This is a genomic window from Nonomuraea sp. NPDC049784, from assembly GCF_040659615.1.
Taxonomy (GTDB): Bacteria; Actinomycetota; Actinomycetes; order Streptosporangiales; family Streptosporangiaceae; genus Nonomuraea.
The window spans coordinates 1-6,216 of sequence record NZ_JBFAMX010000605.1 but is presented as its reverse complement, the minus strand read 5'-3'; the positions used below and the strand labels follow the sequence as shown (position 1 = coordinate 6,216).

Annotated in this window: 6 protein-coding genes and 1 pseudogene; 5 read left to right on the top strand and 2 right to left on the bottom strand. The window is 68.2% G+C overall.

The features are described from left to right. The 4 genes and pseudogenes from AB0J09_RS53280 to AB0J09_RS53265 all read left to right on the top strand — a co-directional run. A pseudogene (locus AB0J09_RS53280) lies at positions 1-415 on the top strand (hypothetical protein); the annotation flags it as partial. Beyond that, positions 390-653, top strand: coding sequence for a hypothetical protein (locus AB0J09_RS53275; protein ID WP_360709747.1), 264 nt, complete (start codon positions 390-392; stop codon positions 651-653). The pseudogene AB0J09_RS53280 and the gene AB0J09_RS53275, both read left to right, overlap by 26 nt. A gap of 187 nt (positions 654-840) precedes the next feature. Next, positions 841-2,028, top strand: a complete 1,188-nt coding sequence (locus AB0J09_RS53270) for a hypothetical protein (protein ID WP_360709745.1) — start codon at positions 841-843, stop codon at positions 2,026-2,028. A 117-nt stretch (positions 2,029-2,145) separates the two neighbouring features. Then, a complete protein-coding gene (locus tag AB0J09_RS53265) occupies positions 2,146-2,796 on the top strand; it encodes a Uma2 family endonuclease (RefSeq protein ID WP_360709743.1) in 651 nt (216 codons plus the stop codon). A 5-nt stretch (positions 2,797-2,801) separates the two neighbouring features. Here AB0J09_RS53265 and AB0J09_RS53260 read toward each other — a convergent pair whose 3' ends face one another. Further along, complete coding sequence (locus AB0J09_RS53260; RefSeq protein WP_360709741.1) at positions 2,802-3,425, bottom strand: NAD(P)H-dependent oxidoreductase; 624 nt, start codon at positions 3,423-3,425, stop codon at positions 2,802-2,804. 321 nt (positions 3,426-3,746) lie between these two features. Beyond that, positions 3,747-5,033 (bottom strand): ATP-binding cassette domain-containing protein, encoded by a 1,287-nt coding sequence (locus tag AB0J09_RS53255; protein ID WP_360709739.1) that lies wholly within the window; start codon positions 5,031-5,033, stop codon positions 3,747-3,749. Positions 5,034-5,261: 228 nt separating this feature from the next. On the opposite strand from AB0J09_RS53255, the gene AB0J09_RS53250 reads away from it, so the two are divergent. Next, positions 5,262-6,216 (top strand): alpha-amylase family glycosyl hydrolase (locus AB0J09_RS53250; protein WP_360709737.1); only part of this gene is annotated, 955 nt, incomplete at its 3' end.

Sequence of the window (6,216 nt, the reverse complement as noted above, 5' to 3'; positions counted from 1 at the left end):
CGGTGCCACCTTCGCGGCGGGGATGGCGCTGCGCGGGCGGCGGCTGCCCAGGGTGCTCACCTGGCTCGGGCTGATCAGCTACTCGCTCTACCTGGTGCATCATCCGCTGCTGAAGTACTTCGTGGAGATCACCGGTGACCTGCGGCGGGCGGAGCTGCCGTACCAGCTCGTGATGGCGGCGCTGGCCGTGACCGCGGTGCTGGCCGTCAGCGCGCTGTCCTTCAGATACGTCGAGAGCCCCATGCAGGCGCTGGGCCGCCGCGTGTCACGCCGGAGCGCCCGCCGGCTCCAGCGCGAGGGCGATCTCCGGATGTCCGGACAGGGCGCGAGCCACGACGGAGTCCTCGGCCATGAGGAACGCGAGGTGCCTGACCGCGTGCGCGACCACGTTGGCCAGGGCGACGCGGTCAGGTGACGGCGTCGCGGGCGCCTCGCCCCTGGCGATCTCCAGCACGGGCACCTCGACCCCGGGCAACCACGGCGCCGGATCCGGGCAGACCGCATATGTCAGCACGATCCCGCCGTCCGGCTCGTACCGCCAGCTCGTGGAGTGCACGACGGTGGCGGGATCTTCCGCCGAGACCCCGCTGAGCCGGCGCGCGGCCTCGTCGGGGCTCTCCCCGAACCCGGGCTGGGTGATGGCATGCCGGTAGGACCAGCGATTGTCGGTGCCCGCCCGTAGCATGAGCGTCTCAACCGAGACCACGTGTCTTCCCGTCACCATCGACAACTTACTGCCAATCATATGCAAGTACATCCCAGATGCATTGTGTTCCGGCTCTTGAACACGACGGCGGGTCCGGCTGTAGTCGATGGCTTGCGAGAGAGAGGCCGACAGCGATGCCCGGTTTGCTGGTGCTGATGGGGTCGGGGGAAACGAGCCCGACCATGGTCGAGATCCACCGCGCGGTGGCGCGGACGCTGCGCGCGGGAGCACGGGCCGTGCTCCTCGACACCCCCTACGCCTTCCAGGAGAACGCCGCCGACATCTCCGCCCGCGCCCGCCGCTATTTCGCGCACAGCGTCGGGCTTGACGTCGAGGCGGCGGCTGGGATCACGGGCGCCGACTGGGTCTTCTCCGGCCCGGGCAGTCCCACCTACGCGCTCGACCGGTGGGCCGGCTCGGGCGTGGCCGGTGACCTGCGTGCCCGGGTTCGCGCGCGTGAGGGGGTGACTGTGCTGGCCTCGGCGGCCGCCTGCACGGCGGGCCTGGCCACCGTGCCGGTCTACGAGATCTACAAGGTGGGCGCGGATCCCCATTGGCGCGAGGGCATTGACCTGCTGGAGCCGCTGGGCCTGCGGGCCGTGCTGATCCCCCACTTCGACAACGCCGAGGGCGGCACCCACGACACCCGCTATTGCTACCTCGGCGAGCGCCGGCTGTCGCGCATGGAGCGCGAGCTGCCGCCCGGCACCGCCGTGCTCGGCCTCGACGAGCACACGGCGCTGATGATCGATCTGGAGAGCGAGTCCGTACGGGTGGCGGGCCGGGGCGGCCTCACCGTCCGCCGCCCCGGCTCCCAGACGGTCCTGCCCACCGGCACCCACACCGACCTCGCCCAGCTCCGCCGCCTGGCCGAGGGCGGCACGGGCCTCACCACGACCCCGCCGCCCCCGGCGGAGCCGGCTCCCGCGGAGGTCACGCTGGAGGAGACCATCCACACGTGCGAGGAGCTGTTCAAGGCCGCCGTGGGCAAGCCGGACATGGTGGCGGCGGCCCAGACCGTCCTCGACCTCGAGGCGGAGATCGTCAAATGGGCCGCCGACACGGAGGAGGATTCCGGCGGGGTCGATCAGGCCAGAGAGCTGATGCGACTGCTGATCGCCCGCCTCGGCGAGCTCGCCTCCGCCGCCGGCCTCCGCTCCCTCGGGCTGCCCTCCCTGGTGGAGCCCCTCCTGGCGCTCCGGTTGCGGCTGCGCGAGGAGGGGCGATACGAGGTGGCGGACGCGCTGCGGGCGGCGATGCTGGAGGGCGGCATCGTGGTGGAGGACACCCCCGACGGGCCCCGCTGGACCTGCACCTCGTGAGATTCCTGGCGGCCGCCTGACGAGATCGGTAAAAGCAAGGTAACGTGACCTCGTCACTCGCCGTGCTCACACGGATACACTTGGCTCGGTGTTGTCGTGCGTGCAAGACTCGAATCCATGGAAGGCGATGACGCGATGACTGCTATGCCCGATGAAGGCTGGCTGGTTGCTCATCCGCCGCCCCGGCGTGCCAGGCTTTTCTCCCTGCCGCCCACTATGGATGGCTACACCGTCGAGGACTGGCTCAAGCTGCCTGAAACCGGGGAGCGGATCGAGTTGATCGACGGGAGTTTCGTAGTGAGTCCCATGCCCCGATACGCTCATGCACTCAGCGCGGGGCGACTTCGGCAGATCCTGGTCGAGGCGGCTCCCGAGGCATTCGAGGTAGTCGAAAGCGGAAACCTCCAGGTCGGGGAGGATGGGCTGATTCCTGACATCGTGGTCGGATATGCGGCGGCGATACTCGAAGACCCTGTTGTGCTCACCGCGTCCGACGTCGTGTGCGTGGCCGAAGTCGTCAGCCCTGGCAAGGTGAATCGAGACCGCGACTACACGATCAAACCGCCCAAGTATGCCGCCGCAGGAATCCCCGTCTTCATCCGAGTCGACCTGGAGGGTGGCGACGCGCCGCGAGTCGAGGTCTTCAACCTGGGCGAGCAGGGCTACGAGCTGGTCGCGGAGGCGAAGGCAGGCACCGTGCTCACGCTCGACCAGCCCTTCCCCGTCTCCTTCGATCCAGCGGCGTTGACCGGGCCGCGATCTCGATGACCCCGCTAGAAGGTCCTGGCGATCTGGCGGGCGCGTTCGTCGGCCTGCTTGCGCTCGTTCTCGTAGGAGCCCGTGAGCGTCGGGTGGTGGCGGATCTCCTGGATGTCGGCGATGCCGGTCCAGCGTAGCCATCCGTTGAAGAACGTCGACTGGAAGTCGCTCCCGAACTCCCGCCCCAGCCCAGGCCCCCAGACCGCGCTGGTGTAGACGACGGCGGCGCGCTTGCCGGCAAGCAGGGGGCGGTAGCCGGTCTCCGGGTGCACATCGAAGATCATCGCGGGCTGGCTGACGACGTCGATGAACTGCTTCAGCTTGTACGGCACGCCCGCGTTCCACATCGGCACGCTGAAGAGGTAGCGGTCATAGGAGTCGAAGCGCTCGAATGTGCGCACGGCCGCCTCCCACGCCTCGGCCTGCTCGCCCTCGGGAGTGCCGCCCCCGAACACGGTCATCTTCGCTGTCGCGGCGGCGGGCCCGAACTCGGGCAGCGTCCCGTCCCACAGGTCGAAGTGGTCGACCGTCGCGCCTGGACGGGCGGCCAGGTACTCGTCGACAAAGGTCTGCGCGATCCCCAACGAGATCGACTCGCCTCCGCGCGGCGAGGCGGAGATGTGCAGCAGTCTGCTCATGGATTCATGCCCTTTCCGGACTCCGGTCCGATTAACGCTTCCGAAGATACGGACTATGGTCCGGTTAGTCAACATGCAGAGGCACGCGGATGGTTAGTGGACCCGCGTGGTCGGGGCGGTCAGGGAATGAGTGTCCAGCCGGTCAACGACCGTGGGAATGGCGGTTGCGCCGTAGCTGCGGCCTGCCCTGTGCGGGTCAGCGGGCGTCACCCTGGAGGCCATCAGCCATGTGCGGCGGGTGGCGCCGCCCGTGCTCCGCCGTAACAAATGAAGAAGGACCAGCCACGTGCGGCGGGCATTCGCCGCAACAGATATAGGGAGCTAACGACGGGGAGGATCGATGCGGGCGCCGTCCAGAGTGAAGATCATCAGGCGGGAGAGATCCACGCCCACCTTGGCCGCGTCGCCGGCGCGCCAGACGGGCCGGTTGCCCAGGCGGACGATCAGGTCGGAGCGGCGGTGGATGCCGCTGTTCGGGTGCTGGCCCACCCGTTCCTGCTCCTGGTGCTCCTCATGCTGCGACGACGAGAAGATCCGCCGCACCAGCCCCGACAGCTTCCCCGGCCCGTTCTTCTCCCCGTTGATCCGCTGGCGCGGGTCCGGCGGCTCGGGCACCGGCACGGCGGGCATCCCGCACTCGAGGTACGCCAGCCACTCGTGCCCGTGGTATTCCAGCGCCCGCACCCGCCCGTAGAAGGACGGCCCCTCGTACGACTCGGGCACCGGGGCCAGACTGTCGGGCCGCAGACCCACGAGCACCTGCCCGCCCGTGTGCTGCGAGATCGCGTACGCCCTCGGATCGCTCCACGGCAGCGTGAGCCGGTGGGGGCCGAAGTCGAGCATGACGTACTGGTTCTGCGGCGTCCTGACACCGGCCGCCAGCAGGTTCAACTGCTGGGAGTTGAGGAAGGCTGCCACGAAGGCGGTGGCTGGATCGTTGTAAATCTGGGCCGGAGTGCCGACGTCCTGGAGGACCCCGCGGTTCAGTATGGCGATCCTGTCGGCCAGCGTCAGGGCCTCCACCTGGTCGTGCGTCACGTAGATCGTGGTCACGCCGAGCGACCTGACCAGCGCCGAGATCTCCATGCGGAGCTCGGTGCGCATGCCGGCGTCGAGGTTGGACAGCGGCTCGTCCATGAGGAACAGCTTGGGCTGCCGGACGATCGCCCGGCCCATCGCCACGCGCTGCCGCTGGCCCCCGGAGAGCGTGCCTGGGCGGCGGTCCAGCGTCTCGTCGATGTGTAAGGCCTTCGACAGCTCGGTCACGCGGTCGCGCACCATCGCCGGGTCCGACTTGGCGATCTCCAGAGGGAAGGCGATGTTCCCCCGCACGGTCCTGTGCGGATAGAGCGCGCCGTTCTGGAACACCATGGCCACGTCACGATCGCGCGGGGCCAGATGGTTGGCCAGCTGCCCGTCCAGCCAGAGGTCGCCCTCGGTGATCTCCTCCAAGCCCGCGATCATGCGGAGTAGCGTGGACTTGCCGCATCCGGAGGGACCGAGGAGGACGAGGAACTCGCCGTCTTCCGCCCGAAGGCTCAGCCGGTCGACCGCGAGGTAGTCGCCCGGATACACCTTGGTCACTTTGTCGAGAACGACCGAGCTCATGGGCCTACACCTTGCGCGAGTGTCACCTGTGACGAGGCTGATTGAAGAGGTAGTACATCGCGCCTTAACGCTAGATGTCCACCCTTGACATAAAGAATCTCCTTCTCAGCCGTTTCGGTCGAGTGTTTTGGGAAGCCAAAAGCCGAAATTTCCGTATTAGAGGGGTATGTAAGGGCTTGCGTAAACTTGCGGCAAGGGATTTCATAGTCGGGACCTTCAGGGGGGACTATGACGGCATGGTGGCGGGACGCCGCGATCTACCAGGTTTACGTGCGCAGCTTCGCGGACGGCGACGGCGACGGGATCGGCGACCTGGTCGGCATTCGCGATCGCCTCCCCTACCTGGCGGGTCTGGGCGTGGACGCCGTCTGGCTGACGCCGTTCTACCGCTCCCCCATGGCCGACTTCGGGTACGACGTCGCGGACTACAGGGACGTCGACCCGCTGTTCGGAACGCTCGCGGACGCCAAGGCGCTCATCGACGAGGCGCACGACCACGGGCTGCGGGTGATCGTGGACGTCGTCCCCAATCACACCTCCTCGGCCCATCCCTGGTTCCGGCAGGCCCTGCGCGGCGAGCACCGTGATCGTTACATCTTCCGCGACCAGCCGAACGACTGGGAGTCGATCTTCGGCGGCCCCGCCTGGACACAGGTCGAGGACGGGCAGTGGTACCTGCACCTGTTCGACTCCGCGCAGCCCGACCTCAACTGGGACAACGACGAGGTGCGCGGCGAGTTCGAGTCGATCCTGCGGTTCTGGCTCGACCTGGGTGTGGACGGCTTCCGCGTGGACGTGGCACACGGCATGGTCAAACCGCGCGGCCTGCCCGACATCGGACATGCGAACCAGACCACGCTGATCGGCAAGGAGCCGGTGCCGTACTTCGACAACGACGGCGTGCACGACATCCACCGCGCGTGGCGGCGCGTGCTCGACTCCTATCCCGGCGATCGCATCGGCGTGGCTGAGGCGTGGGCACCGACGGCCGAGCGGCTGGCGATGTATGTCCGCCCGGACGAGCTGCACCAGGCGTTCAACTTCCACTACCTGTTCACCCCGTGGGACGCCGCCGAGCTGAGGGCGGTGATCGACTCCTCGCTGGCCACCGCCGCCTCGGTGGGCGCCCCGACCACCTGGGTGCTGTCGAACCACGACGTCAAGCGGCACGTCACCCGCTACG